The 26,183-nt window shown below is 69.2% G+C and carries 16 protein-coding genes; 7 read left to right on the forward strand and 9 right to left on the reverse strand.

Going from position 1 to position 26,183, the window contains the following annotated elements:
* Window positions 1-161 precede the first annotated feature (161 nt).
* The 4 genes from BLT62_RS04625 to BLT62_RS04640 all read right to left on the reverse strand — a co-directional run bounded on the left by BLT62_RS04625 (window position 162) and on the right by BLT62_RS04640 (window position 4,187).
* Window positions 162-974: an ABC transporter permease gene (locus BLT62_RS04625; protein WP_083363012.1), complete on the reverse strand. Its 813-nt coding sequence runs from the start codon at window positions 972-974 to the stop codon at window positions 162-164.
* 7 nt (window positions 975-981) lie between these two features.
* A complete protein-coding gene (locus BLT62_RS04630) occupies window positions 982-1,809 on the reverse strand; it encodes an ABC transporter permease (protein ID WP_083363013.1) in 828 nt (275 codons plus the stop codon).
* A gap of 69 nt (window positions 1,810-1,878) precedes the next feature.
* Entirely contained in the window at window positions 1,879-3,087 is a 1,209-nt protein-coding gene (locus tag BLT62_RS04635; protein WP_231919345.1) for an extracellular solute-binding protein, read from the reverse strand.
* Window positions 3,088-3,191: 104 nt separating this feature from the next.
* Window positions 3,192-4,187, reverse strand: a complete 996-nt coding sequence (locus BLT62_RS04640; protein ID WP_231919346.1) for an ABC transporter ATP-binding protein — start codon at window positions 4,185-4,187, stop codon at window positions 3,192-3,194.
* A 276-nt stretch (window positions 4,188-4,463) separates the two neighbouring features.
* Here BLT62_RS04640 and BLT62_RS04645 point away from each other — a divergent pair, with 276 nt between their 5' ends.
* From BLT62_RS04645 to BLT62_RS04655, 3 genes are all read left to right on the forward strand, one after another.
* Complete coding sequence (locus tag BLT62_RS04645; protein WP_231919347.1) at window positions 4,464-5,216, forward strand: FadR/GntR family transcriptional regulator; 753 nt, start codon at window positions 4,464-4,466, stop codon at window positions 5,214-5,216.
* Between the two features lie 77 nt (window positions 5,217-5,293).
* Window positions 5,294-5,995 (forward strand): cache domain-containing protein, encoded by a 702-nt coding sequence (locus BLT62_RS04650; RefSeq protein ID WP_083363017.1) that lies wholly within the window; start codon window positions 5,294-5,296, stop codon window positions 5,993-5,995.
* A gap of 183 nt (window positions 5,996-6,178) precedes the next feature.
* Window positions 6,179-6,772: a hypothetical protein gene (locus BLT62_RS04655; protein ID WP_231919348.1), complete on the forward strand. Its 594-nt coding sequence runs from the start codon at window positions 6,179-6,181 to the stop codon at window positions 6,770-6,772.
* Window positions 6,773-6,781: 9 nt separating this feature from the next.
* Here the strand turns inward: BLT62_RS04655 and BLT62_RS04660 are convergent, their stop codons facing one another.
* The 5 genes from BLT62_RS04660 to BLT62_RS04680 all read right to left on the reverse strand — a co-directional run bounded on the left by BLT62_RS04660 (window position 6,782) and on the right by BLT62_RS04680 (window position 10,947).
* Window positions 6,782-7,408, reverse strand: a complete 627-nt coding sequence (locus tag BLT62_RS04660) for a CGNR zinc finger domain-containing protein (protein WP_231919349.1) — start codon at window positions 7,406-7,408, stop codon at window positions 6,782-6,784.
* Window positions 7,409-7,425: 17 nt separating this feature from the next.
* A complete protein-coding gene (locus BLT62_RS04665) occupies window positions 7,426-7,941 on the reverse strand; it encodes a SprT-like domain-containing protein (RefSeq protein ID WP_083363020.1) in 516 nt (171 codons plus the stop codon).
* 45 nt (window positions 7,942-7,986) lie between these two features.
* Entirely contained in the window at window positions 7,987-8,634 is a 648-nt protein-coding gene (locus BLT62_RS04670; protein WP_231919350.1) for a tetratricopeptide repeat protein, read from the reverse strand.
* A 31-nt stretch (window positions 8,635-8,665) separates the two neighbouring features.
* A complete protein-coding gene (locus tag BLT62_RS04675; RefSeq protein WP_083363021.1) occupies window positions 8,666-9,964 on the reverse strand; it encodes a PQQ-dependent sugar dehydrogenase in 1,299 nt (432 codons plus the stop codon).
* Between the two features lie 107 nt (window positions 9,965-10,071).
* Window positions 10,072-10,947 (reverse strand): spermidine synthase, encoded by an 876-nt coding sequence (locus tag BLT62_RS04680; protein ID WP_083363022.1) that lies wholly within the window; start codon window positions 10,945-10,947, stop codon window positions 10,072-10,074.
* Window positions 10,948-11,225: 278 nt separating this feature from the next.
* Between BLT62_RS04680 and rpoB the strand changes: the two genes are divergently transcribed.
* The 4 genes from rpoB to BLT62_RS04700 all read left to right on the forward strand — a co-directional run bounded on the left by rpoB (window position 11,226) and on the right by BLT62_RS04700 (window position 26,124).
* On the forward strand, window positions 11,226-14,714 hold the full coding sequence (gene rpoB, locus BLT62_RS04685; RefSeq protein WP_083363023.1) for a DNA-directed RNA polymerase subunit beta: 3,489 nt from the start codon (window positions 11,226-11,228) through the stop codon (window positions 14,712-14,714).
* Between the two features lie 44 nt (window positions 14,715-14,758).
* Complete coding sequence (rpoC, locus tag BLT62_RS04690; RefSeq protein ID WP_083363024.1) at window positions 14,759-18,652, forward strand: DNA-directed RNA polymerase subunit beta'; 3,894 nt, start codon at window positions 14,759-14,761, stop codon at window positions 18,650-18,652.
* Between the two features lie 246 nt (window positions 18,653-18,898).
* Entirely contained in the window at window positions 18,899-20,047 is a 1,149-nt protein-coding gene (locus tag BLT62_RS04695) for a serine/threonine-protein kinase (RefSeq protein WP_083363025.1), read from the forward strand.
* Window positions 20,047-26,124: an Ig-like domain-containing protein gene (locus BLT62_RS04700; RefSeq protein WP_083363026.1), complete on the forward strand. Its 6,078-nt coding sequence runs from the start codon at window positions 20,047-20,049 to the stop codon at window positions 26,122-26,124. Before BLT62_RS04695 ends, BLT62_RS04700 begins: the two co-directional genes overlap by 1 nt.
* Window positions 26,125-26,183: the final 59 nt, after the last annotated feature.

Here is a 26,183-nt window from a genome sequence, read left to right on the forward strand (position 1 = left end):
CGCCACTTCCTCGCTCTCCGCGCCACATCACCGGGCGCGGAGCACTACAAAGTGGCGCAGCACGAGTGGCGCAGGACGAGTGGCGCAGCGAAAACGGCGCGGGGCGGATGCCGCGTGCTGCGGCATCCGCCCCGCGCCGGAGTCGGAGCAGGCGTGGAGGCTCAGTCCCGGTCGGCCGGGTCGCGCGAGAGCCGCTGCGACACCCACACCGGGATGAACGAGGCCAGGATGACGACGGTCGCGACCACGTTCACCAGCGACGCCTCGTTCGGGCGGGCCATCTGGTTCATGATCCAGAGCGGCAGCGTGTCGACGCCGGGCGGCGCCGTGAAGATCGTCACGACGACCTCGTCGAAGCTGAGCGCGAAGGCGAGGATGCCGCCGGCGACGAACGCGCTGCGGAACTGCGGGAACGTGACCAGGCGGAATGTCTGCCACGGCGTCGCGCCGAGGTCGCGCGAGGCTTCCTCGACGTTCGGGCTCAGCCGGCGCAGGCGCGCCAGCACGTTGTTGAACACCATGACGATGCAGAAGGTGCCGTGCGCGATGATCATGCCGAAGTAGCCGACCTGGATGCCGATCGGCTCCAGGATCTGGTTGTAGGTGTTGTTCAGGGCGACACCGGTCACGACGCCGGGCAGCGCGATCGGCAGCACCACGAGCAGGTTCACCGACTGCTTGCCGAAGAACGTGAAGCGCTGCAGCGCGAACGCGACCAGGGTTCCGAGCACGAGGGCCACGGCGGTGGCGCCGAGGCCGACGACTACCGAGTTGAGGATGGCGGCGCGGATCGGCTCGCTGGTGAAGGCCTTGCCCCACCACTGCAGCGAGAAGTCCGTCACCGGCCACGTCGCGATGCGGGCCTCGTTGAAGGAGTTGAACACGACGAGGAACAGCGGCACGTACATGAACGCGAGGGCGACTGCGACGATGGCGCCGAGGCCGATCTTTGCCGCAAGGGAGAGTCTGAGCATTTCGGCCTTACATCCGCTCGAGGGCGCCGGTGCGCTGCACACTGACGAGGTAAATGACGACGAAGGCGATCGGCACGAGCGCGAACGCGGCGGCGATCGGGGGGTTCAGGTTGATGTTGGAGGCGATGATGCTGCCGATCATCTGCGTCGAGCCGCCCACGAACTTGGCCACGATGTAGTCGCCGAGGCTGAGCGAGAAGGTGAAGATCGAGCCGGCGATGATGGCGGGCTTGATCAGCGGCAGCACGACGGTGCGGATGGTGTGCCAGGCGCCGGCGCCGAGGTCGGCCGAGGCGTCGAACAGGTTCGGCGGCAGCTGGCGGATCGCGGTGTACACGGGCACGGCCATGTAGGGCAGCCAGAGGTAGGTGAGGGTCAGGACGACGGTGAAGGCACTGAACCCTGGGCCGCTGATGCCGAACGGCGAGAGGGCCCAGTTGAAGAAGCCCTCCTCGGTGAAGGTGATGCGCATGGCGAGGATCTTGACCAGGTAGCCCGCCCAGAGGGGCAGGGTGATCGCGACGGCCAGCAGTGCGCGCATCTTGGGCCCGGCCACCTTGGCCATGAAGATGCCGAGCGGGATGGAGATGAGGATGCAGAGGAGCGTCACGGCGAGGGCGATGCCCAGGGTGCGCATCGAGGTGCTGAAGTACGCGGGGTTCGCGATGATCTGTTCGAAGTTGCGCAGCGTGAAGCCGGGCTTCACCTTGGAGGTGAACGGATCGGTGATCCAGAACGCCGTCACGAGCAGCATGACGAGCGAGAAGATGTAGATGCCAATGAGCCAGAACATCGGCAGCGCGAGCAGGGCGCCCAGTTGCGCGCGGCGATTCATGGAGGGTCCGTTCGATCGATTACGGGGTGGGGCGGATGGGCGGGCCGGTCGGCCCGCCCATCCCGGTGCTTAGCTCTTGACGGTGAGCCAGGCGTCCGTCCACTGCTGGAAGTTGGTGCACGTGGCATCCGTGCGGCCGTCGATGCACTGCTCGATCGGCGTGGTCCAGAACCAGACCTTCTCGAAGTACTCCTCGTCGGTGGCGTTGAAGTAGTCGCAGTGCGCGGCTGCCTCGTCGTTGAGCGAGCAGAACGCGGCGTTGGCCGGGGCCATGCCGAAGTTCATGGCGATGGCACCGTTGACCTCGGGCGAGCTGGTGTAGTCCATCCACGCGTAGGCGCAGTTGGGGCTCTTCGACTCGGCGCCGATCATCCAGGCGTCAGACCAGCCGGTCGAGCCCTCTGCGGGCAGAACGCTCTTGAACTTCTCCTCGCCGGTCAGCTTGCGCAGGATCTCCCACGAGGTGCCGAGGTTGGTCGTGCCACCCATGAAGGAGGTGATCTGCGCGGCCGGGTCGGCCCAGTACTCGGAGACGATCTTGTTCTGCTGCTTGAGCAGCTTGATGGCCGCGTCGAGCTGGGTCTGGTCCAGGGCGTAGGGGTTGGTGATGCCGAGCTCCGGCTGGTGCGCCATCAGGTAGACGGCGGCGTCGGCGATGTAGATCGGCGCGTCGTAGGCGATGATCTGGCCGGCGTAGGGGCTATCGGCCTCCCAGGCGACGTCCCAGCTGGTGGGCGTCTCGGTGACGACGTCGCTGTTGTACTGCAGGATGTTGGCGCCGCGGCCGATCGGCACGCCGTAGGACTTGCCGTTGATCGTGTCGTAGATCTGGCCCTTCATGCCGGGCACGATGTCGTCGCCGAAGTTCGGCACGAGGTCGAGGTTGATCGGGGCGACGTCGCCGCCGGCGATCAGGCGCAGGCTGGCATCGCCGGATGCCGACACGAGGTCGTAGTCGCCGGTGCGCATGAGCTGCACCATCTCGTCGCTGGTTCCGGCGACGCGGCGGTTGACCGTGCAGCCGGTGTCGGCGGTGAACTGGTCGCTCCAGGCGGGCTCGACGAAGCCGCTCCACGCGACGATGTTGAGCTCCTTCTCCATGTCGCCCATCGCGGAGTGCGTGGCAACATCGGGGACGTCGATGCTGAGGCCGCCGGTCGAGCCGCTGCCTGCCGTGTCGTCGCCGGCGCTGCAGCCGGTGAGGACGAGTGCGGCTGCGGCGACGAACGCTGCCCCCGCGAGCATCTTGGGTCGCCCTGTGAACATCTTTGATCGCATGGAATCGCTCCTTCTAGTGAGTGAGTGGTGCTGTGGGTCCTGCTGTGGTGCTGTGGTGCTGGCTGTGGTGCTGGCTGTGGGGATGCCGGCCGCGGCGGCGCGGCTCAGGCGACGCGCGTCGCGTGATCGGCCGTCCAGCCGACGCGCACGCGGTCGCCCCGGCCGAATGCGGCCTCGGCGCTCGGGTGGTGGTCGTTGGCGCGCTCGGCGGTGAGGCGCTGGCCGTCCTCGGTGTCGACGAGGAAGCGGGTGGTCGGGCCGGTGTAGACGGCCTCGGCGACCGTGCCGAGGAACGAGGTCTCGCCGGGGGCGGCGGCCGTGTCGGCCGCGCTCAGCCGCACCCGCTCCGGGCGCACGCTGACGAGCTCCGCGCCCGGCGCGGTGCCGCGGATCAGGTTGGAGAGGCCGAGGAAGCGCGCGACGAACTCGGTCTTCGGGAACTCGTAGACCTCGCGGGCGCTGCCGATCTGCTCGATCCGGCCGTTGTTGAACACGGCGACGCGGTCGCTCAGCGTCAGCGCCTCCTCCTGGTCGTGCGTGACGAAGATGAAGGTGATGCCGACCTCGCGCTGGATCTGCTTGAGCTCGATCTGCATCTCCTCGCGCAGCTGCTTGTCGAGCGCGCCGAGCGGTTCGTCCAGCAGCAGCACCTGCGGGCGCATGATGAGGGCGCGGGCCAGCGCGATGCGCTGGCGCTGGCCGCCGGAGAGCTGGTGCGGCAGGCGGTCGGCGACGGCCGAGAGGCGCACCTGCTCGAGGGAGGCGCGCACCTGGGCCTCGCGGTCGGTGCGGTTGGTGCCGCCGACGCGCAGGCCGTAGCCGACGTTCTCGGCGATGGTGAGGTGCGGGAAGAGCGCGTAGTCCTGGAAGACGGTGTTCACGGGCCGGGCGTGCGGCGGGGTCTGGGTGACGTCAGTGCCGCTCAGGTGGATGCTGCCGCTGGTGACGGTCTCGAAGCCCGCGATCATGCGCAGCACCGTGGTCTTGCCGGATCCGGACGGGCCGAGCATCGAGAGGAACTCGCCGGGCTGCACGTCGAGGTCGAGCTGCTCCACCGCCGAGAACTCGCCGAAACGCTTCGCGACCTGGCGGAGGGTCACCGTGCCAGGAAGGGACCGGGGGGAGTCCGAGACGGACGGGGCTTGCTGAGCGGACGCGCGCACTGTGCGGACTCCTTAGATCGGCGGTGAACTCAAAGGTGAGTGTTAACCTATAGAACCAGATGTCATATTTCAAGCTCGTTTCGGGGGCGTGTCGAGAATGCGTTGTTTGCGCGTGTTCGGTGTCAGAATTGAGCGGTGGACTCGCCGGAATCACGTGGACCCCGCGCGCTAGACGCGGGGCACGATGGCCCGGGGGTTCAGAACGGGGGAGTCGTGGCAGAGCCGCAGGCTGATCGGTCGATGGTTCCGCGCCGTTTGGAGGGCGCGCTGTTCCAGTCGATCGGCGATGCCGGCCGTGCAGAGCTCGTCGAGCGCCGGCTTGCCGACGCCATCACCGGCGGGCTGCTCCGCGCAGGCGAACGCCTGCCATCCGAGTCCGAGCTCGCGCGCACCTTCGGTGTCGCCCCGGCCACGGTGCGGGAGTCGCTGCTCGGCCTCCGGGCCCGCGGGCTGGTCGTCACCCGGCGCGGGCGCAACGGCGGCAGCTTCGTGGCGGAGGGCGCCGACCCGATCAGCCATGCGCGCGAGTCGTTGCGCACTGCCTCGCGGCTGTCGCTGCGCGACCTCGGCGCCCACTACGCGGCGATCACCGCAGCCTGCGTGCGCCTCGCCGCCCGCCGTGCGGTGCCGTCGGAGGTGCAGGCGCTGCGCACCCGCTTCGACCGCCTCGACGAGGGCGACCTCGAGCAGTGGCGGCGCACCCTGGACGACGTGCAGATCGAGCTCGTGGCGCTCAGCCAGTCGGCCCGGCTGACACGGGAGCAGATGCGTCTGCAGGCCGAGATCTCGCCGCTGCTGCGGCTGGTCGACACCGTGAGCGAGCACCGCGGCACCGAGCGCGCGCTGCTCCTGGCCGTGATCGACGCCGTCGAGCGGGGCGATGCGCCGGGCGCCGTCGACGCCACGGAGCAGATGGTGGATGCGGTCATCGACGCGCTCATCGCCATCCAGGCGCAGACGGCGTGAGTTGGCAGGGAGCGCCCTTCTCTCGATAAGCTCCGACGATCACGGCTACGAGGCGGTGACGACGGGAGCGCGACGCCATGGTGACGACGACACATTCCACGGCCACCCGTGCGACCGAGATCGTGTCCGAGTACTTCCGCGCCCCGATCAGCGTGCTGGAAGAGTCCGCACAGGTCCTCGGCGGCCAGCTCGCCGCGGCCAAGGGCTCGGGGGCGCTGACGGCCGCCCAGCTCGACCTGCTCGTCGAACCGCACGCCCACGCCGCGCTGGCCCTGGTCGAAGCGCGCGTCTACGGCGCGGGCTTCATTGCCGCCGTCGACCTGCTCACCGGCGCGCGCAACCACCTCTCCTGGTGGCAGGGCGATGACCGCGGCAAGCTCGTGCTCGCCGCCCAGTCGGTGAACAAGGAGTTCATCGACTACAGCGACTTCGAGTGGTTCCGGGTGCCGATGATGACGGGCGCCCCGCACGTCGCCGGGCCGCACGTCGACTACCTCTGCAGCGACGAGTACACAGTCACCGTCGCGGCCCCCGTGCACATCGACGGAGACTTCGTCGGCGTCGCCGGCCTCGACATGCTCATCGACTCGGTCGAGCGCCAGCTCCTGCCGCGTCTCAGCGCCCTCGGCGAGCCGGTGACGCTCATCAACGGCGTCGGCCGGGTGGTGCTCTCCACGGATGCCGCGCACACCACCGGTGACGCGGTGCGCGGCGGCCGGCTCGCCGAGCTGGAGCGGGCCCGCTGCGCCGGCGTCGAGCTCGACATCATCGTCGGCTGACACTCGTCCCGTCCGCCCCGATGGTGGGCCGATTCCCGATGGGTGGGCCTGTCGAAACCCGGTTTCCATGGGTTGAGCTTGTCGAAACCCGGCAAGCACCGGTAACTGTCCAGAGGATTCCTTGGGACTTGGCTGCCGCCTTTCGCGACGCTTCGCGTCGCGCGCTCATGCCACCATAGAACGGTGAGCACTGCAGACATCCCGCCCGCCCCCACCGCCCAGGCCAAGTACCAGGTGCGCTTCGACTGGGGCGTCGCCGGAGCCGCACGCATCGCTCCGGGCGCCGACGTGGTCGTCTGGGTCGACGTCCTGGGCCCCGGCCTCCAGCACACCGGCGGGCACGAGCCCAGCGGCATCCTCGACCTGCTCCCGACCGGCATCCCGGTGCTCGGCGCCGGCTTCACGACCGCGTCCGCCACCGCGCGCTGGATCACCGATCTGCAGCACCGGCTCGGCCGCCGCGCCATGATCGCGATCCTTGCCGCGGGGGAGCCGGAGAGCGGGCAGGGCCTCACGGCCGGCGTGCGCTTCGCCGTCGAGGACCAGCTGGCCGCGGGTGCCGTCATCGACGCGCTGGCCACCCTCGGCACCGACTACTGCTCGCCGGAGGCCGCCGCCAGTTGCGCCGCCTTCACCGGGCTCCGCGGCGCGGTCGCCCACCTGCTCACGGCCAGTGCCTCCGCCCAGCAGCTCGTGGCGGCAGGCGTCGCCCCGGCGCTGATCCGCGCGGCGGGCGCACTGGACACCGAGGAGCAGGCACGGCTGCTGCGCGGCTAGGGCGCTGCCCTACTCGGCCTGAGCCGCGGCCTTCGCCCGGTGCTTGCGCACCTTGGCCCGGTTGCCGCAGCGCTGCATCGAGCACCAGCGCCGGCTGCCCGCCCGCGAGGTGTCCAGGTAGATGATCGAGCAGTCGTCGGCCGAGCAGGCGTGGATGCGCCCGCCCGCCTCCGGCCCGAACAGGCGCACGGCCTCGCGGGCGAGCGTCGAGAGCGCCTGCGGCACCCGCACGCTGGCGTGCCCGGCCTGGCGGCTGCCGCCGGGCAGCGCGGGCGGAACGTCGGGGGTTGCCGCGAACAGGTTGACGATGTCGATGTCGGATGCCGGCAGCTCCTCGCCCGCCGCGGCGGCGACGGCCAGCCGGGCGATCGAGTCGCGCAGCCCGATGGCGTCGTCGAGGTCGCCGGGCCGGGGCGTGCCCTGCACCGCGCCGAAGCGCTCGCCGAGCCACTGCAGCAGGTCGTCCAAGGTCGGCAGCAACTCGGCGCCGGCGCCGGAGTCGTCGCTGGGGTCGGCCACGATGGGGCCGGTGTAGGCGAAATCGAGCGCGGCGGAGCCGGAATCGAACCACCAGCGTGTGCCGTCATCCGGGGTCAACCACTGCCCCGTGGGGATCACAACGCTCGCAACTGCCATGTAACTACGGTATCGGGTTACTCTGGGCGGCTCGTGCGCGCGCCGTCGCCCGCCGCCGCGAGGCGCCGCGCGGCGGGCGTGATCACGCGGTGCTCCCAGGCGATCAGGTTCGCCATCGAGAAGCCGCGCCCGCAGAGCCCGCAGGAGAGATCGCGCACCGGCTTGCGGTAGCGGTAGTGGGCGTGCCCGGCCGGGCAGTGGCCGAGCCAGGGTGCGAGCTCGTCGGCGATCTCGCCGTGGTGGGTGCGCTCGCCCTCGTAGCCGAGCTCCCTGGCCGTCGCCGCCCACCGCGGGCCGTGCCCGGCGCGCGGGCCGACCAGCGCGTGGGCGACCTCGTGCAGGAGGATCTGGTGGATCTCGTCGTCGTCGTAGCGGGCGGCCAGATAGCGCGAGACGGTGATGTGCTTCGCGGTGAAGTTGCACAGGCCAGCGCGCTTCTTGGCATTGTCGAAGCCGAACGTCCAGACGGCCGGGTCCAGGTGCAGGGCAATCAGGGCGTTCGCCCAGTGCCTCACGCGCTCGAGATCAGCCATGGCATGAGAATACTGCGCGGCACCGACGCCGTGTACTGGCGAATGCTAGCTGTCCCGGACAATGCGCCCGGAGATCGGCAGGGTCTGCATCATCGACTCGGCGAGCATCGACTCGACGACCAGCACCGAGGTCAACGAGGCCTCCATCTGGTCGGCCGGTGCGTTGTGCTTCTCGCGCAGGAATACCGCCGCTTTGAAGTCGATGAGGGCGGATGCCAGGTCGCCGGCGTCGAAGTGCACCTTGCCGCGGTGCTGCCGGGCGAAGGCCTCGATGCGGGTCCACTCGTGCGTGGCGGCATCCTCGATCACAGCCGTCATCTCGGACTCCGCCTCGGGCAGCTTGCCCTGGAACTGCAGCACCTGGGCCCGGCGCAGCCTGGCCGTGACGTTGTCCTTGCGGTCGCCGGTGAAGCGGGTCAGGCGCAGCGCCTCGTTGGCGACCTCGAAGGCCTCGTCCAGCCGGCCGAGCAGGCGGAGCAGGGAGGTGCGCTCGGCCAGCGCGCTCAGGCTGCGCAGCTCCGCGATCTCGGAGAGCCGCTCGTCGGCGGCCTGCAGGTCGACTTTCTCGCGCAGGGTGACGGGGTCGTAGCCAAGAATGATGCTCAGGGGTTCTTCCAGACGTGCGTCGCGAGGCTCTCGCGTGGCGGGGTGTTCTCCTCCACGATAACCCGCAACGGGGCGGCACGCCGCCACTTCGCGCGCCCGGTCACGCAACCGGCGGCGCTCAGCCCGCCGGTTCGAGCGCCACCTGCCAGAGGTGGTCGTCGCCGTCCCGCGGCGATCCGCGCCCGTCGGTGTTGTTGCTGAGGAACCAGAGCGTGCCATCCGGCCCGGCGGCCACGTCGCGGAGGCGCCCGAACTCACCGACGAACCAGGGCGAGGCCGGCTGGCCGGAGTCCGGCACCCACCGCCAGAGGCGCTCGCCGCGCAGGGCCGCGATGAACACGGTGTCGTCGACGACCGCCAGCCCGCTCGGGCTGGCCTCGTCCGTCGACCACTGCAGCACCGGGTCGAGGAACCGCGCGTCGCCGGCCGCGCCCTCGACGACCGGCCAGCCGTAGTTGCCGCCCGGGGTCACCTGGTTGAGCTCGTCCCAGGTGTTCTGCCCGAACTCGGCGGCCCAGAGGCGCCCGCGCGAGTCCCAGCCGATGCCCTGCGGGTTGCGGTGCCCGAGGCTCCAGACGAGGGTGCCGAAGGGGTTGCCGGCCGGCACGGCGCCCGTCGGCGTCATCCGCAGGATCTTGCCGCCCAGGTAGTCGGGGTTCTGCGCGCCGTCACGGTTGCCCGCATCGCCGGCGGTGGCGTAGAGCATGCCGTCCGGGCCGAACGCGATGCGGCCGCCGTCGTGGTTGGCTGCACGCGGGATGCCGCTGGCCACGAGCTCGGCCGGGCCGAGGGCGAGTGAGCCGGCCGCCCCCTGCAACGGCATCCGCACGATGCGGTTGTCTGACGCGCCCGTGAAGTAGGCGTACACCCAGGTGCCGGGAGCACCAGTCTGGCCGTCGGCCTCCTCTGCCCTGGCCGCGAGACCGAGCAGGCCGCCCTCGCCGCCTGGGGCCACGCCGGCGACGGTGCCGGCCACACGCAGGCTGCCGTCCACCAACAGCTCGAGCACGTCCCCGCTGTCGCGCTCGCTGATGAGGGTCGTCTCCTCCGGCAGGGCCGTGCCGTCGGCGGTGGTGACGGGCGGTGCGTCCGCGCCGACACTGGCCGCCGTCATCCTCAGGATCGACCAGGGCGCGTCGAGGCCCGTGGCCACGCTGCTCGGCTCACCGATCGGCTGCACCGGAACCACAACCGGCCGCGCCGATTCCCCGGCGCTCGCCGTGGGGCGCGGCGCCGCCGGCGGCGTCGACGTGGCTGTCGGCTGCGGCGCCGGCGCGGTGCAGCCGCTCAGCAGCCCGCCGCACAGCCCGCCGAGCAGCACCGCGACCAGCAGTGCTCTCGCTCGCCCGTCCCCGCGCACCTGGCCTCCCGCCTCCTGGTCACTCCCAGTCTGCGCGCGCGAGCGCCCGGCGTCCATGCCCGGCCGCGCGCCCGCAGTAAAACAGGAGCAGGCGGGTGCGACGCCCGCAGTGGAGCCCCGCGCCGCTCTCCTCCTGTTTTTCGGCGAGGAGCGCCGGCGGTCAGCTAGCGCTTGAGCGTGAAGATGGTGCGCTCCGGCAGCGGGGAGGCGATCGCCGTGGCATCCGTCACGATCGTGCCGGCGTTCGCGAACGCGTCGAGCTCGGCGCCGTCGATCACCTTGGCCGGGTGCGGGCCGCCCGCGAGCAGGCGCGGCAGCCAGTCCGTGTCGATGGGGTTCGGCGCGGCCACGAACACGAAGTTGCCGAAGCGGCGCCCCTTCAGCACCTGGGCCTCTGCCATCGCGATCACGTGCGGCAGCACCGAGCGGAGCGTCGCCGCCTGCGCCTTGGCGAACGCGGAGCCGGGGCCGTCGGCCACATTGACGAGCATCACGCCGCGGGGCGAGAGCAGCGGGGCGGCCAGCTCGTAGAACTCGCGGCTGGTGACGTGGGCCGGCGTGCGCGCGCCGGAGAAGATGTCGATCACGACGAGGTCGACGGTGCCGCGGAGGCCGGCGGGCAGCTTGCGGAGCACCTCGCGGGCGTCGCCGTGCCGCACCCGGATCTGGGCCCGCTTCGACCACGGCAGCGCCGTGCGCACGAGGTCGACGAGGTCGCTCTCGATCTCGACCACCTGCTGCCGCGACCCCGGCCGGGTGGCCTCGACGTAGCGGGGGATGGTGAGCGCTCCCGCGCCCAGGTGCACGGCGGTGATCGGCTCGCCCGGGTCGCCGATCAGGTCGATCGCGTGGCCCATGCGCTGGATGTACTCGAAGAACAGCTCGCTCGGGTCCGCCATGTTCACATGCGACTGTGGGGTGCCGTCGACGACGAGCTGGTACGCGCCGTCCACGTACTCATCCGGCGTGACCTCCGCCTGGAGACCGCTGAGGGCGAGCTTCACGCTCGGAATATCGTCGTTGCCGCGCCGTGAGACCATGCCTCAAGGGTACGTTGCGGGCAGGAATCGGCGGCACGGTGGAACCCGAGGAGCGCGCGAAGCTGCGTTATACCCGAGAATCCAAAGCAGGTCAACATTTCGCTGGACACGGCGCGCCAGAGCGCCTATAGTTGATCTTTGCGCTCCCAGACATTTCTATGCCCTCATATTGCGGTCGGCCCTGTGTCTCCTCGTTTTCGAGGCGCCACGCATTGAGCGTCTGCGGAGTTCTCCTTACTGATCGTAACGACCCGACGGGGTCCACGGAGGTTATTTCCTTGGCTGCTGCGCGCAACGCAACCACCAACTCACCCAAGAACGGTCGCGCCGCATCGCGTCTCTCGTTCGCAAAGATCACTGACACCCTGACGGTCCCCGACCTTCTGGCTCTGCAGACCGAGAGCTTTGACTGGCTCGTCGGCAACGACGCCTGGAAGGCTCGTCTTGCAGAGGCTAAGGCCGCCGGCCGGACAGACCTGCCGGAGCACACCGGCCTCGACGAGATCTTCGAGGAGATCTCGCCCATCGAGGACCTCGGCGAAACGATGCAGCTCAGCTTCACCAACCCGGAGCTCGAGCCTGAGAAGTACACCATCGACGAGTGCAAGCAGAAGGGCAAGACCTACTCTGCGCCCCTCTACGTGAACGCCGAGTTCATGAACCACCTCACCGGTGAGATCAAGACTCAGACCGTGTTCATGGGTGACTTCCCGCTGATGACGCCCAAGGGCACCTTCGTGATCAACGGCTCGGAGCGCGTCGTCGTTTCGCAGCTCGTTCGTTCGCCCGGTGTGTACTTCGAGCGCCAGCAGGAGAAGACCTCCGACAAGGACATCTTCTCCGCCCGCGTGATCCCCAGCCGTGGTGCATGGCTCGAGTTCGAGATCGACAAGCGCGACCAGGTCGGCGTTCGCATCGACCGCAAGCGCAAGCAGTCCGTCACCGTGTTCCTCAAGGCTCTCGGACTCACCTCCGAAGAGATCATGGAGGAGTTCAAGGGCTTCGCGTCGATCGAGCTCACCCTCGAGAAGGACGCCATCCTCACCAAGGAAGAGGCGCTCAAGGACATCTACCGCAAGCTCCGCCCGGGCGAGCAGGTTGCCGCCGAGGCCGCGCGTGCGCTGCTGGACAACTTCTACTTCAACCCGAAGCGCTACGACCTCGCCAAGGTGGGTCGTTACAAGATCAACAACAAGCTCGGCCTCGAGGCCCCGCTGACCGACTCGGTGCTGACCGTCCAGGACATCATCGCGACGATCAAGTACCTCGTTGCCCTGCACGACGGCCAGTCCACCATCCGTGGCACCCGTCAGGGCAAGGCTGTTGACCTGCGCATCGACACCGACGACATCGACAACTTCGGTAACCGTCGTATCCGTGCCGTCGGCGAGCTGATCCAGAACCAGGTCCGCACCGGCCTGTCCCGCATGGAGCGCGTCGTCCGCGAGCGCATGACCACGCAGGACATCGAGGCGATCACCCCGCAGACCCTGATCAACGTGCGCCCCGTCGTCGCCGCGATCAAGGAGTTCTTCGGAACCAGCCAGCTCTCGCAGTTCATGGACCAGAACAACCCGCTCGCCGGCCTGACGCACAAGCGTCGCCTCTCGGCGCTCGGCCCGGGTGGTCTCTCCCGTGACCGCGCCGGCGTCGAGGTGCGAGACGTTCACCCGTCCCACTACGGCCGCATGTGCCCGATCGAGACCCCGGAAGGCCCGAACATCGGCCTGATCGGTTCGCTCGCATCGTTCGCGCGCATCAACTCCTTCGGCTTCATCGAGACCCCGTACCGCAAGGTCGTCGACGGTGTCGTGACCGACCAGATCGACTACCTCACCGCAATGGACGAGGACGACTACATCGTCGCCCAGGCCAACGCGCTGCTGAAGTCGGACGGCCGCTTCGCCGAGGACCGCGTCCTCGCTCGCAAGAAGGGTGGAGAGGTTGACCTCTTCGCTCACGACGAGATCGGCTACATGGATGTCTCGCCGCGCCAGATGGTGTCGGTCGCGACCTCGCTGATCCCGTTCCTCGAGCACGACGACGCGAACCGCGCCCTCATGGGTGCCAACATGCAGCGTCAGGCTGTGCCGCTGCTGCGCAGCGACAGCCCGTTCGTCGGTACCGGTATGGAGGGCTTCGCAGCCATCGATGCCGGTGACGTCGTCACCGCCGAGAAGGCCGGTGTCGTTGCCGAGGTTTCGGCCGACGCCGTCACCATCCAGCTCGACGAGGGTGGAACGCAGACGTACTTCCTGCGCAAGTTCGACCGCTCCAACCAGGGCACCAGCTACAACAACCGCGTCATCGTCTCTGCCGGTGAGCGTATTGAGGTTGGTGAGGTCATCGCCGATGGCCCCGCGACCGACAACGGTGAGCTTGCCCTCGGCAAGAACCTGCTCGTCGCGTTCATGCCGTGGGAGGGTCACAACTTCGAGGACGCCATCATCCTGAGCCAGAACCTGGTGAAGGATGACGTTCTCAGCTCGATTCACATCGAGGAGTACGACGTCGACGCCCGCGACACCAAGCTCGGCAAGGAAGAGATCACGCGTGACCTTCCGAACGTGAGCCCGGAGCTGCTGGCCGACCTCGACGAGCGTGGCATCATCCGCATCGGTGCCGAGGTTCGCCCCGGCGACATCCTCGTCGGCAAGGTCACGCCCAAGGGCGAGACCGAGCTGTCCGCCGAGGAGCGCCTGCTGCGCGCGATCTTCAACGAGAAGAGCCGCGAAGTCCGTGACACGAGCCTCAAGGTTCCCCACGGCGAGCAGGGCACCATCATCGGTGTCAAGGTGTTCGACTCGGAGCAGGACGACGAGCTCGGCTCGGGCGTCAACCAGCGCGTTGTCGTCTACATCGCCCAGAAGCGCAAGATCACCGAGGGTGACAAGCTCGCCGGTCGTCACGGCAACAAGGGTGTCATCTCCAAGATCCTTCCGGTCGAGGACATGCCCTTCCTGGCCGACGGCACCCCCGTCGACGTCATCCTGAACCCGCTCGGCATCCCCGGTCGAATGAACTTCGGCCAGGTGCTGGAGACCCACCTCGGCTGGATCTCGAAGCAGGGCTGGAAGGTTGAGGGAAGCCCGGCTTGGGCCAAGAAGCTCCCCAAGCAGGCTCATGAGGCCGCTCCCGGCACCAAGGTTGCGACCCCCGTGTTCGACGGCGCGTCTGAGGAAGAGATCGAGGGTCTGCTGGACTCCACGACGCTCACCCGCGACGGCGACCGTCTGATCGACCGCACCGGCAAGGCCCAGCTGTTCGACGGCCGCTCCGGCGAGCCGTACCCGCACCCGGTCTCGGTCGGCTACATGTACATCCTGAAGCTGCACCACCTTGTCGACGACAAGATCCACGCACGCTCGACGGGCCCGTACTCGATGATCACCCAGCAGCCGCTCGGTGGTAAGGCGCAGTTCGGTGGACAGCGATTCGGTGAGATGGAGGTGTGGGCCCTCGAGGCCTATGGCGCCGCCTACGCACTGCAGGAGCTCCTCACGATCAAGTCCGACGACATCCTCGGCCGCGTCAAGGTGTACGAGGCCATCGTCAAGGGCGAGAACATCCAGGAGCCCGGCATCCCCGAGTCCTTCAAGGTTCTGATCAAGGAGATGCAGTCGCTCTGCCTGAACGTCGAGGTGCTCTCTGCCGATGGCACCGCGGTGAGCCTGCGCGACACGGATGACGAGGTGTTCCGCGCTGCGGAAGAGCTCGGCATCAACATCTCCGCCCGGTTCGAGTCCTCGTCTGTTGACGAGATCTAGACCCGGCCTCAGTGAAGACTTCAGAAACTTTCCAAGGAGAGAAATTGCTCGACGCAACCACCTTTGACGAGCTTCGTATTGGCCTGGCCACCGCTGACGACATCCGTCGTTGGTCGCACGGTGAGGTCAAGAAGCCCGAGACCATCAACTACCGCACCCTCAAGCCCGAGAAGGACGGTCTGTTCGGCGAGCAGATCTTCGGCCCGAGCCGCGACTGGGAGTGCTCCTGCGGCAAGTACAAGCGTGTCCGCTTCAAGGGCATCGTTTGTGAGCGTTGTGGCGTAGAGGTCACCAAGTCGTCCGTGCGCCGCGAGCGCATGGGCCACATTGAGCTCGCCGCCCCCGTCACCCACATCTGGTACTTCAAGGGTGTTCCCTCGCGTCTCGGCTACCTGCTGGACATGGCGCCGAAGGACCTCGAGAAGGTCATCTACTTCGCGGCCTACATGGTCATCGACGTGGACGAAGACGGACGCCACCAGGACTCGCCCGGCCTGGAGAACGAGCTTCGCCTCGAGATCAAGACCATCGGCGACAGCCGCGACGCCCGCATTGCGAAGCGTCTGGCCAAGCTGGAGGAAGACCTCGCCGCCCTCGAGGCGGAAGGCGCCAAGAGCGACCAGAAGAAGCGCACCAAGGACGCGGCCGAGAAGGAGATGACTCAGACCCGCAAGGCGGCCGACGAGCAGATCGCCCACCTCGAGCGCGTCTGGGAGGACTTCCGCAACCTCAAGGTCGGCGACCTGAAGCCGGAAGACTCCGTCTTCCACGAGCTGCAGGACCGCTTCGGCATGTACTTCGAGGCCTACATGGGCGCCGAGGCCATCAAGAAGCGCCTGGAGGCCTTCGACCTGGCCGCCGAGGCCGAGAACCTGCACCTGCAGATCACCGAGGGCAAGGGTCAGAAGAAGATCCGCGCCATCAAGCGTCTGCGCGTGGTGAGCTCCTTCCTCGCAACCGGCAACTCGCCGGCCGCGATGGTGCTCGACGTGGTTCCCGTGATCCCGCCGGAGCTGCGCCCGATGGTGCAGCTCGACGGTGGCCGCTTCGCGACCTCCGACCTCAACGACCTCTACCGTCGTGTGATCAACCGCAACAACCGTCTGCGTCGTCTGCTTGACCTCGGTGCCCCCGAGATCATCGTGAACAACGAGAAGCGCATGCTGCAGGAGGCCGTTGACGCACTGTTCGACAACGGTCGTCGTGGACGCCCCGTCACCGGTACCGGCAACCGCGCCCTCAAGTCCCTGAGCGACATGCTCAAGGGCAAGCAGGGTCGCTTCCGCCAGAACCTGCTCGGAAAGCGCGTTGACTACTCCGGCCGTTCGGTCATCATCGTCGGCCCGCAGCTGAAGCTGCACCAGTGTGGTCTGCCCAAGCAGATGGCCCTGGAGCTCTTCAAGCCGTTCGTGATCAAGCGCCTGATCGACCTGAGCCACGCTCAGAACATCAAGGCCGCCAAGCGCATGGTCGAGCGTTCACGCCCGCAGGTCTGGGACGTGCTCGAGGAGATCATCCGCGAGCGCCCCGTGCTGCTGAACCGCGCACCAACCCTGCACCGCCTGGGCATCCAGGCCTTCGAGCCTCAGCTCGTCGAGGGTAAGGCCATTCAGCTGCACCCGCTCGTGTGTGCCGCGTTCAACGCCGACTTCGACGGTGACCAGATGGCTGTGCACCTGCCGCTGTCGGTCGAGGCCCAGGCCGAGGCTCGCATCCTGATGCTCGCCTCGAACAACATCCTGAAGCCGTCCGACGGCCGCCCGGTGACCCTGCCCACCCAGGACATGATCATCGGTCTGCACCACCTCACCACCGTCAAGGAAGGTGTCGTCGGCGAGGGCCGCGCGTTCTCCTCTGTCTCCGAGGCGATCCTCGCCTTCGACCAGAAGTCGCTCGACCTCAACGCCAAGGTGCGCATCCGCCTCACCGACCAGCACTTCGCCGAGGGCACGCAGCCCGAGGGCGTCGAGCTGGTCGACGGCAAGGCAGCCGGCACGGTTCTGGTCTCGACCACCCTCGGCCGCGCCCTATTCAACGAGGCGCTTCCGGCGAACTACCCGTACTTCGAGAAGGTGGCCGACAAGGGCACCATCTCGGAGATCGTGAACGACCTGGCAGAGCGTTACGCCAAGGTCGATGTCGCCGCAGCACTGGACAACATCAAGGATGCCGGCTTCAAGTGGGCCACCCGCTCGGGCGTGACCGTTGCGCTCAGCGACATCCTGACCCCGCCGAACAAGCGCGAGATCGTTGCCGGCTACGAGAAGCAGGCTGCCAAGGTCCAGGGCCAGTTCGACAAGGGTCTGACCACAGACCTGGAGCGCCGTCAGGAGCTCATCAAGATCTGGACCAAGGCGACCGAAGACGTTGCAGAGGCCATGCGCGCGAACTTCCCCGAGGACAACACCATCAACCGCATGGTGACCTCTGGAGCTCGTGGTAACTGGCTGCAGGTGCGCAACATCGCCGGTATGCGAGGCCTGGTGAACAACCCGAAGGGTGAGATCATCCCTCGCCCGATCATCTCGAGCTACCGCGAAGGCCTGTCCGTCGCCGAGTACTTCATTGCTACTCACGGTGCTCGCAAGGGTCTGGCCGACACCGCTCTGCGTACCGCAGACTCCGGTTACCTCACGCGTCGTCTCGTCGACGTGTCGCAGGACGTCATCATCCGTGAGGACGACTGTGGCACCGGCAAGGGCCTGGAGCTGCCGATCGCAGCCGAGGTCGATGGCGTGCTGGTTCGCGACTCCAACGTCGAGAACGCCGTCTACGCCCGCAGCCTGGCCGCAGCAGCGGTCAACGCCGCTGGCGAGGTCGTCGCCGAGGCCGGTGAGGACGTCGGTGACGTGCTCATCGACCAGCTCATCGAGAAGGGCGTCGGCAGCATCAAGGTGCGCTCCGTCCTGACCTGTGAGTCGGCTGTCGGTGTGTGCGCGAAGTGCTACGGCCGCTCGCTCGCGACCGGCAAGCTCGTCGACATCGGTGAGGCCGTCGGCATCATCGCGGCCCAGTCGATCGGTGAGCCGGGAACCCAGCTCACGATGCGTACCTTCCACACCGGTGGTTCGGCCTCGGCCGATGACATCACGCAGGGTCTGCCCCGCGTGCAGGAGCTCTTCGAGGCCCGTACCCCCAAGGGTGCGTCGCCGATCGTCGAGGCCCCGGGCCGCATCACCATCGAAGACACCGACCGCAACCGTCGCGTGATCCTCACCCCCGACTCGGGCGACGAGCCGATCGTCTACAACGTCCTGAAGCGCTCCACGCTTCTCGTTGAGGACGGCCAGCACGTCGAGCTCGGTCAGCAGGTCATCGTCGGCACGCTCGACCCGAAGGAAGTTCTTCGCGTCAAGGGTGTCCGCGAGGTGCAGAAGCACCTCGTCGGCGGCGTCCAGGGCGTCTACCGCTCGCAGGGTGTTCCGATCCACGACAAGCACATCGAGGTCATCGTTCGCCAGATGCTGCGCAAGGTCACCGTCGTCGACCACGGCGACACCGACCTCCTGCCCGGCGAGCTCGTCGACCGCATGAAGTACAACGAGCTCAACCGTGCTGCGCTCACCGAGGGCAAGAAGACGGCTTCGGCCCGTCAGGAAGTCATGGGTATCACCAAGGCTTCGCTGGCGACCGAGTCGTGGCTGTCGGCCGCTTCCTTCCAGGAGACCACCCGCGTTCTCACGCAGGCGGCCATGGAAGGCAAGAGCGACCCGCTGGTCGGCCTCAAGGAGAACGTCATCATCGGTAAGCTCATCCCGGCCGGCACCGGTCTGCCCCGTTACCGCGACGTCACCGTCGAGGCGACGGAGGAGGCCAAGGCCGAGCGTTACCCGAACCGCATCTTCACCGACGATGCCACGTTCAACGAGGGTGACCTGAGCTTTGTCGACTTCGACAGCTTCAGCTCGGACGACTTCACCCCGGGCAACTACAGCTAGCCTGTAGCCGCTCAACACACAAGGCTCCGGATGCCGCTCCACGCGGCATCCGGAGCCTTTGTGGTTCCCTCGCTTCCCGTGTGTCTCGGCCGCAACGATTACCGGGCCGCACGGGGAGCCGAGTGTATGAGTTGAGCATCTGTAATTTAGGCTAGGGAGGGCAGCTGCCCGGCCCGAATGCCGCCTGGCAGCTGCCGACTGGGATGCTCTCAGTCACACGACGCGACGGAACGGGGGAGCACTGTGATGGCCAGCCGGCTCCCGTCCACGCCGCCCGTGCTCTCGGGCTTCCACTACGTGCGCCCGCTCGGCGCCGGCGGCTTCGCCGACGTGTTCCTGTTCGAGCAGAATCTGCCGCGCCGCTCGGTCGCCGTGAAGGTGCTGCTGCAGAGCGTCGTCGACGCCGAGGTGCTGCGCATGTTCAACGCCGAGGCCGACGTCATGGCCCGGCTCAGCTCGCACCCCTCGATCCTCACCGTCTACTCGGCCAGTATCTCGGCCGACGGCCGGCCCTACCTCGTCATGGAGTACTGCCCGAGCGGTCCAGCCGGGCGCTTCCGGCGCACCCCGTTCAGCACGGCAGACGCCCTCGAGGTCGGCGTGCGCATCGCCAGCGCCCTGGAGACGGCGCACCGCGCCGGAGTGCTGCACCGCGACATCAAGCCGTCCAACATCCTGCACACCGCCTACGGCACCGCCGTGCTCAGCGACTTCGGCATCGCCAGCTCGCTCTCGCACTCCAGCGCGGCCGAGCTCTTTGCCATGAGCGTGCCGTGGAGCGCCCCCGAGGTGATCGAGGAGCGCACGACCGGCACCGTGTCCAGCGAGGTGTGGGGCTTCGGTGCCACGCTCTACTCGCTGCTGGCCGGGCGCACCCCGTTCGAGCCGGCCAACGGCGAGAAGGTCACCACAGAGCAACTGCGCCAGCGCATCCGCCGGGCCAAGTACACGCCGATCGTCCGCGCCGACGTGCCGGCGAGCCTGAACTCGGCCCTCGCCCAGATGATGAGCCTCGACCCGCGCAAGCGGCCGCAGACCATGAAGGACTGCGCAGAGCTCCTTCGGGCCGTGCAGGCCGAGATCGGCCTGACCCCGACCGCGCTGGAGGTGGCCGTCGACGCGTGGGCGTTTGCCGGCGCCCCGATCGACTTCGACAACACGCTGCTGCGGCAGCCGGTCGTCGCCCCCGTCCTGGCCGAGGACTCCCGGAGCAGAGCGCGCGCCCGCGCCAAGGCCCGCGCGGCCCGGCCGCGCGAGGCCGCCGCGCAGCCGAGCGACGACGGCACGACCGTCGTCAGAGCCAAGCCGTCCCACCTCTGGCTCAAGCTGACGGCCGCCGCGGCCGTCGGCGTCGGCGCGGCCGTCGCCATCATGGCCGCACTGAGGGTGCTCTGATGCGTGCAGCCCGGGCGGAGCGCCGCCGCATCCCGCGGCCGCTGATCCAGGGGATCGCGGTCGGCATCATCGGCGCGGTGCTCGTCGGCGCCGCCGTCGTGGCGGCCGGCTTCGACGTGAAGCAGACACCGGTCAACGACGCCTCGATCTGGGCCCTGCAGAGCGGCGACGGCAACCGCTACGCCCGCGTCAACACCGAGCTGGGCGAGCTGGACACCATCAAGACCGTGCCCAACCCGAGCGCCCTCGCCCAGAACTCGGCACACACGCTGCTCCTGGCACAGAACAACGAGCGGCTCGTCGACGTCGACGCGGTGCAGCCGGTCGACTTCGACGCCGGCAGCACCGACTACGGGCACACCCCGGCCGGCACCGTGCAGGTCGTCAGCGCCGCAGACACCATCGCCTACCTCACCAGCACGGGCAGCATCTTCGTGGCGCGCATCAGCGACGGGGCCGCCGCCACCCCGCTCGCTGTCGACCCCTATGCGGCCGACGAGATCACCGACGGCGCCGAGCGCCGCTTCTACCGCTCCGACGCCATCGCCCTCGGCGATGACGGCACCCTGCTCAGCTACTCGTCCGCCGAGCAGAGCGTGATGCGCTATTCGGTCCCGGATGCCGTCGTCGCCGGATTCGACCCCGTGGCCGACGGTCCGACAGAGGGGGAGCCGCAGCTCAGCCTGGTCGCCGACACGTGGGCACTGCTCTCCGAGGACGGCGCCCGGCTCTGGCTGGCGGGCCGGGAGGCGCCGGTGGATCCGGGCGTCTCCGCGCCGTTCGTGCTGCAGGCGCCGAGCGCCACGGGCACGACGCTCTACATCGCCGACGAGCGCGGGCTGGCCGGCATCGGCATCCGCGACGGCTCCGTCGAGCGGGTGCTCGGCGAGCAGGAGGGCACGATCGGGACCCGACTCGGCGTTCCGGCCAAGCCCCTGCTCTTCGGCGGCGAGGTCTGGGCGGCCTGGCTGCCGAGCGGCACCGCGCAGGGAACCCTGTGGAGCAGCGACGGCGAGGCGCGGCCGCTCGACTTCGGCGCGCGCACCCTCAGCGACGACGCCCACCCGGTGTTCCAGGGCAACGGCTCCCGGCTCATCCTGAACGACACCCAGAGCGGGTGGGTCTGGACGCTGCCGGACGGCGCGTTGGTGCCCAGCTCGCAAGACTGGGGCGTGCTCTCCGCCGAGCAGGAGCTGAGCAGCACGGAGGAGGAGCAGACGGCCGAGGTGTTCGAGCCGAAGCCGCCGACCGCCGAGCCGGACTCCTTCGGCGTGCGCGCGGGCGCGTTGGCGGTGCTGCCGGTGCTGCTGAACGACCACGACCCGAACGCCGACGTTCTGACCGTGCTGCCGGCCTCCCTCACCCCCCTGCCGGCCGAGTTCGGCAGTCTGAGCGTGACCGACAACTCGCAGAGCATCGCGGTGCGCGTCGCGCCCGGCGCGACGGGCAGCGCCAGCTTCAGCTACGCGGTCACCGACGGCACCCGCGCAGACGGGCTGAATTCCGAGCTGACGACAGTCACCCTCACCGTGCACGACGAGCTGGCCAACTCCGCACCCGTCTGGTGCGGCACCGACGGCTGCCTCGCCCGCTGGCCGACCCCGGAGCTCGCCCCGGGCGGCACCGTCACCGTGCCCGTGCTGCCGGGCTGGGTCGACCCGGACGGGGACCCTCTGTTCGTCTCCTCCGCGCTCAACCAGAGCGGCATCGGCAGCGTCGGCACGACTCAGGCCGGGGAGATCGTCTACCGGCATCCGAACCCCGCCATCGAGGAGCCGCTCACGGTCGCCATCCTGGTGACGGTCTCCGACACCCGCGGCGCCACGGCAGAGCGGGTGCTCACCGTGCTGGTCACCCCGGCACCGCGGCTCACCGCCACGCCGTTCGCCCTGACGACGGCGGTGGGCGAGTCGCTCACCATCGACCCGGACGCCTTCGTCAACGGGGCCACCGGCAGCATCAAGATCGTCTCGGCGACGGCTCCGCCCACCGCGCAGGGCGTCACGGTCATGGTGAACAGCGGCGCATCCACCCTCGACTTCACCGCGGCCAACCCCGGCGACTACATCGTGCGGTACTCGGTGGCCGACACCGTCGCCGAGGTGGCCTCCTTCGTCCGGGTCAACGTCATCGCCCAGGATGCCGCCACGCTCAGCACCACGCCGGTGACGGTGTTCGTGCGGCCGCAGGCCGACGCCAGCGTCGACGTGTTCACCGCCGTCTCGAACCCGTCCGCCCGGGTGCTGCTGGTCAGCGACCCGCTGCCGCGCCCCACCCCGGGGGCGGCGCTCGAGGTGAGCGTCGTCGGCCAGAGCCTGCTGCGCATGCGCGGCACGACCGCCGACGAGCAGCCCGGCCTGCTCGGCGTCGTCGGCTACACGGTGTCCGACGGCACCGGTGACCCTCGCTTCCAGACGCAGGGCGAGGCCAGCGTCTACCTGCTGCCCGCGCCCACGCCGCAGCCGCCGATCGCCGTGGCCGACAGCATTGTCGTGCGCGCCGGCACCCAGATCGACATCCCGGTGCTTGACAACGACCTGGCGCCCGACGGCAATCGGATGGCGCTGAACCCCGACTCGATCGTGAACCAATCCGGTGAGGGTCTCGCCTTCGCCGCCGGCACCATCCTGCGCTACCTGGCCCCCGAGACGCCCGGCGAGTACGAGCTGCGCTACACGATCTCGACCTCCGGCGCCCCCGAGCTCAGTGACACCGCCACCGTCGCGGTCACGGTCACCCCGATGGGCGACAACCAGAAGCCGGTTCCGCGCACGCTCTCCGGCCGAGTTCTCTCCGGCGAGAGCGTGCGGATCCCCTTCGACAGCTTCGGCATCGACCCGGACGGCGACGACGTCGTGCTGGACCGTGTGCTCACCCAGCCGGCAAGCGGCACCGCCTCGGTGTCGGCGACGGGTGATGCCATCGTCTACAACAGCGTCAAGGGCTTCCGCGGCCCGGTGCAGTTCGACTACCGGGTGCGCGACGCACAGGGCGACACCGGCAGCGCCACCGTGCGCATCGGCGTGCTCGACGCGCAGTCCGACCCGAGCCCGATCACCTTCAGCGACTACGTCCAGGTGCAGGCCGGGCCGTCCACCCAGGTCGTGCTGCACCCGGGCGCCAACGACATCGACCCGACGGGCGGCACGCTCAGCCTCAGCGCGGTCCAGCCCGACGCGCTGCCGGGAACCCAGGAGCACGCTGCGCTGTCCGCGCACATCCTCTCGGTCAACGGCGACGACCCGAACGCCGTCGTGTTGAAGGCCGGCACCGAGCCGGGCACCATGGCCTTCACCTACACGGTCGAGAACAGCCGCGGCGACACCGGAGTCGGCCTGATCGTGATGACGGTCGTGCGGGCGTCCATCCCCGACTTCCCGGTCATCGCCGACACCGTTCTCACCCTCGACGAGCGATCCGGGTTCTCCAACGGCATCGACGTCGTCAGCGGCAAGGTGACCTGGACCGCGGGCGATGTCGGCGGGCTCACGCTGAGCATCTGGGGCGAGCCGCACGGCGTGGAGGCAGACGGCTGGAGCCTGAGCGGTGAGGCCCCGGATGCCGGCCTGCTGCTGCCGTTCGCTCTCACCGGCACCAGCTTCGCCGGCGAGGTCGTCACCAGCTACGGCTTCCTCCGCATCCCCGCCGAACACGAGGTGATCCTCTCGCTGAAGCCGGGCCTGTCCCCGCTCAAGGTGAAGGAGACCGAGTCGCTGGCCTTCGACATGGCCGCGCTCGTCGGCGTGCCGAGCGGCGAGGCGCTGCAGATCGACGGCGACGCCGTCGCGGCATCCGGCCAGCGCGCAGGCGGCAGCTGCGCCGTCGAGAGCGGCACCCGCCTGCGCTACACGGCGGGGGAGGGGCAGCCCTGGACGGACTCCTGCATCGTGCCGGTGCGGCTCGTCGGCGGCGATGCCTACACGCACCTCGTCGTGCCGATCGAGGTCACCCCGCGCGACCCGCAGCCGGAACTGCGCCCGGCCGCCGTCACGGCCAGCCCGGGGTCTCCCGCCGTCAGCTACGACCTCCAGCAGATGGTGCACTGGCAGGGCAAGCCGGACCCGGCCTCGCTGGTGTTCGTCATCGAGCAGGCGGCCGACCAGTTCGTGCTGACCCAGAACGGCAGCCGCCTCACCGTGCAGGCGCTGGACACGGCCACCCCCGGGCGCGACAACCCGGTCACGGTGCGGCTGAGCAGCCACCCGAACACCCCACCCGCTGTGCTCGTCCTGCACGTCGGCCCGGGCCCGAGCACGTTGCCGAAGGGGGGCACGATCGCCCAGGAGTGCAGCCAGGCCGCGGGGACCAGCTGCCTGATCGACGTGATCGGCGCGCCGGGCGAGGTGAACGCCTTCGCCAACACCCCACTCTCACTCGTCTCGGTGAGCCCGAGCGGCACCTGCGCCGGCGTGAGCTTCGCCGTCGAGGACAACCGGCGGGTGCGCGCCAGCTGGTCGAACGACTCGCCCGGCGGCATCTGCCAGGCCAGCTTCGTCGTCCAGGACGCCCAGGGCACGCGCAGCGCCGCCGAGCGCAACGGCTCGGTGACGCTCGACCTGCAGGGCTTCCCCCGCGCCCCGGATGCCGTGACCCAAGTGGCCTACGGCGACGGCACCCTCACTCTGGCGGTCAGCCCGGGAACGGCAGCCTCGGCGCACCCGGCGCTGCAGGGCTTCGCGCTTCTGCGCGACGGCGTCGAGGTGGCCGCCTGCACGCCGGCCGGAGTCTGCCCGCCCATCACGGGCCTGGCGAACGGCGAGAGGGCGGTCTACGAGGCCCGCGCGTTCAACGCCGCCGGCCGCTCGCTGGGAGCAGCCAGCACCACGGCGTGGGCCTACCAGGTGCCGGGGATGGGCACGGCCACGGCCACACCCGTGTTCGACGCCGCCCAGACGACGCTCGTCCAGGGCGTCGCAGAGCTCGTGATCCAGAACTCCGACCCGTCCACGCAGGGCTATGCGGTCAACGGGAGGCAGTTCCCGGTGTCGACGCCGGGCAGCGGAACGACCACGATCACCCTCGCGCTGCCGGTCGGGCCGAACACTCTGACGATTCAGCCGCTCAGCCGGTTCGAGCGGCCAAGCGGCACGGGCCCTGTCGACAACCTGGGCTCGGCGCGGGTGCGTGTTGCCGGGCTGCCCAGCGTCAGCGCGAGCGGTCAGCCCACCGCAACCGAGCGCACCGTCAGCGCACCCCAGGCGCAGGGCGAAGCCAACAACAGCGCACGGGACGGCGCCTATCTCTACATCGCGACGCCGTCGCCGGCGAGCGCCGTGTGCCGGGTCGACGCGAGTGGCCAGAACCTGCAGGCGGTGGGCAACGGCAGCATCGCCTCGGCGAGCACGACCATCGGCGGGCTGCAACCGTTCACGACGTACAACATCGACGTCTGCTACTCCAACGGCTTCGGCTACGCCCAGCTCGGGCTCGGCTCCGCGTTCACCTGGGCCCAGCCGGCTCCGCCGAGCGGGTTCACCTACACCGTCAGCGGTGCGGACGGCAATTACACGATCGACAAGCCGACCAGCACGCAGCTGACGCCGACCGGGTACGAGGTCGTCTTCGCGGGCTACCCGAGCGACGTCTGGGGCGGCGACCCGCAGATCACGGTGAAGTACTGCGTGCCGGGAAGCGCCGAGCGCTGCAGCACGGCCGCGCCCGTTTCGGCCGCAGCACCGGGCCGGGCCTGGCAGACACGCTTCGACGGCGCGACACTGAACCAGTGCAGCGTCGGACAGCCGCTCAGCGTCACCGCGGCCGGCCGGGGGCTCGGGATGACATCGACCGCCGTGACGAGCTACTGGTACTACGTGCCGCCGGCCCCGGAACCCCCTGTCGAGCCGCCCGTCGAACCCCCGGTCGAGCCCCCGGTCGAGCCGCCGGTCGAGCCTCAGGTCAGCCCGGCGGCCGTCCCAGAGCCGGGCGGCACCTGGCTGGAGGCCGCCGGCTCCCTGCCGCTGCCGGCCAACGCCACGCACATTCGAGACGTCGCCTGGCAGCTCAGCTGGACGGCCCCGCAGACCGCCGGATTCACGCCGATTGCCGGCAGCTTCCCGGCCGAGGTGGACTGCCGCTAGCGGCGGCATCCGACCCCGGCCATCGCCGCCAACGCCCGCACCTCCCCCGACAGCCCAGA

The organism is Microterricola viridarii, from assembly GCF_900104895.1.
GTDB classification, from domain to species: Bacteria; Actinomycetota; Actinomycetes; order Actinomycetales; family Microbacteriaceae; genus Microterricola; species Microterricola viridarii.